At 77.1% G+C, this 2,662-nt stretch carries 2 protein-coding genes and 1 pseudogene; all 3 read left to right on the top strand.

Annotated features, from left to right (window positions below):
- Positions 1–694: pseudogene (locus tag ACME2J_RS22210) on the top strand (hypothetical protein); the annotation flags it as partial.
- A complete protein-coding gene (locus tag ACME2J_RS22205; RefSeq protein ID WP_495547128.1) occupies positions 691–1,980 on the top strand; it encodes an MlaD family protein in 1,290 nt (429 codons plus the stop codon). The pseudogene ACME2J_RS22210 and the gene ACME2J_RS22205, both read left to right, overlap by 4 nt.
- Positions 1,977–2,662 (top strand): MlaD family protein (locus tag ACME2J_RS22200; protein WP_495547127.1); only part of this gene is annotated, 686 nt, incomplete at its 3' end. The genes ACME2J_RS22205 and ACME2J_RS22200, both read left to right, overlap by 4 nt.

Below are 2,662 nucleotides of genomic sequence, written 5' to 3'. Positions count from 1 at the left end.
CCTCGTCGCCTCCACGGCGCGGGCGATGCGCGCGCTCGACCGCTCCGGCGCCGACGTCCGCCGGCTCCTGCCGGACGCCGCCGCGACGTTCGCCGCGACCGCCGGTGCGCGCGGCGAGCTCGGCCGGACGCTGCGCGACGCGCCGCGTGCGCTCGCCGCGACGCGCCGGGTCGCCGCCGACATCGACCGGACGCTGCCCGCGCTCGACGGCCTCCTCGCTGACATCGGTCCCGCGGCGACGCCGCGCCGCCGCGCCGCGGCGCGCGCCCGTCCCGTCGCCGTCGCGCTCGACGACGTCCTCGACCGCTCCCGGCCGCTGCTGCGCCACCTGCGGCCCGCGCTGCGCAGCCTCGCGGCCGCCTCCGGGCCCGGCCGCGCGCTCGTCGACGGTCTCGAGCCCGCGGTCGCCCGCATCGACGGCGAGCTCGTCCCGTATCTCGAGGGCCGCGAGAGCGACACCGGGCTGCCGGTCCACCAGCTCATCGGCCCGACGTTCGCGACGCTCGGCTCGATCACGAGCGAGTTCGACCGGCTCGGCTACACGGCGCACTTCCCGATCCAGCCGGCGGAGAACAGCCTCTCGCCCCTCCCGTGCACGACGTCGCTCACCGACCCGTCGGCGGGCCAGAAGGCGCGCTGCGCCGGCCTCGAGGAGCTCGTCGGCGCGTTCCTCTCAGGAGGTGGCGGGCGATGACCCGGTTCGCGTCGAGCGGCCGCGGGCGGCTGCGTCGCGAGCTCGAGCGGGCGCGACGGCCCGCGATCGTCACGCTCGTCGGGATCATCGCCGCCGTCGCCGCGACCGCGCTGCTCGTGAGCCGCATGAACGTCGCGCTCCCCTGGGACGAGCGCCTCACGGTCCAGGTCGCCGTCGACGACGCGAAGAGCGTCATCCCCGGCCGCAACGAGGTGCGCTGGTCCGGCGTCGTCGTCGGTCGGATCACGGACGTCGATCTGCGCGACGGGCAGCCCGTCCTCACCGTCTCGATCGACCCGGACGAGGGCGGCGGCGCGCTCTACCGCGACGCGACGCTGCGCCTGCGTCCGCAGACCGCGCTGAACGACATGTACCTCGACGTCGAGGACCGCGGCACGCCGCGGGCCGGCGAGGTCGGCGACGGCGACCTCATCGCCGCCGAGCGCACCCGCACGCCCGTCGACGTCGCGGAGGTCCTGAACGTCTTCAGCGAGGACACGTCGCTGCGGATGTCGACGCTGCTCGACGAGCTCGGGCGCGGCCTGCCGGGCGGCGGGGCGCAGCTGCGGTCGGCCTTCGCGGCGCTCGTCCCGTGGCTCACCGAGCAGCGCCGCGTCGCCGAGGCGCTCACCGAGCGTCGCGGGCTCGTCCGCCGGCTCGTGGCGAACACGCGCCTCGTCACCGACGAGCTCGCCCGCCGCGACGGCGACCTCGAGCGGCTCGTGCGTGCGGGGGCCGAGACGCTCGAGGAGACCGCGGCGAACCGCGCCTCCATCGACCGCCTGCTGCTCGAGCTGCCGCCGACGCTCGGGCAGATGGAGGGCTCCTTCGCCGAGCTGCGCACGACGCTGCGACGCGCGCGGCCCGCGCTCGCCGCGCTGCGGCCCGCCGCACGCGCGCTCCCGGCCGGGCTCGACGCGCTCGACGCGTTCAGCGAGGCGGCCGGGCCGGCGCTCGCCGCGCTGCGGGAGCCCGTGCGGACGCTCGTGCCGCTCGCCCGCGACCTCGCGCCGACGGCCGCCGCGCTCGACGGCGCGACGAGCGTCCTCGCCCCGCAGGCGCCGCGGCTGGACCGCATCACCGCGAAGGTCGAGCGCTGCGAGCTGCCGGTCTCGAAGTTCTTCGCGTGGACGCTGTCGACGATGAAGCTCGGCAACGCGTCGAACCGCTCGGCCTCGCCGCGCGGCGCCGTGGTCGCCTCCTCGGCCGATGGCGCGACGCAGCTCGGCGCCGACCCGCAGCTGAAGGGCGCGCCGGGCTGCGCCGACGGGAGGCCGCCGAAGTGAGCACCGACACGCATCTCCTGCGGCGGCGGATCGCCCTGCACGTCGTGTTCGCCGCGGTCTGCGCGGCGATCTTCCTCCAGCTCCTCTCGGTCGCCGGAGGGCTCAACGTCGGGGCGACGCACCGGGTCGAGGCCGTCGTCCCCGACGCCCAGCAGCTGCTCCCGCAGGCCGACGTGCGCATCGCAGGGGTGAAGGCGGGCCGCGTCACGGAGGTCGGCCACCGCGGAGGGACCGCGGTCCTCGCGCTCGAGATCGACGAGGAGCACGGCCCCGTGCGTGCCGATGCGCGCGTGCGGGTGCGGCAGAAGACCGTGGTGGGCGAGAACTACGTCGACCTCGACCCGGGGACGGAGGCGGCGGCGCTCCCCGACAACGGGACGCTGCCGCTGCCGCGCGCGCACGACGCCGTCCAACTCGACCAGGTGCTCTCGACGCTCGACGCGCCGCGCCGCGAGCGTCTGCAGCGGCTCCTCACCGGCGTCGGCGAGGGCCTCGCGGACCCCGACGACCTCAATGGGCTCGTCGAGGCGCTGTCCGGCACCTTCGCGACGGCGGCGCCCGTCTTCGACGCGCTCGCGGCGGAGCGGCGCGCGACGGCGCGCCTCGCCGCCGATCTCGGGACCGTCTTCGGCGCGCTCGGCTCGCTCGGCGAGGCGATCCGCCGGCTCGCCGCCGACGGGCG

The sequence above is a fragment of the Paraconexibacter sp. genome, from assembly GCF_059438195.1.
Note: the sequence above shows the minus strand (reverse complement) of the source record. Positions and strands in the feature narration are given on the sequence as shown.

Bases quoted from the DNA above. Each gene is read 5' to 3' on its own strand.
- ACME2J_RS22205 (WP_495547128.1), top strand. From the start codon at position 691: ATGACCCGGTTCGCGTCGAGCGGCCGCGGGCGGCTGCGTCGCGAGCTC.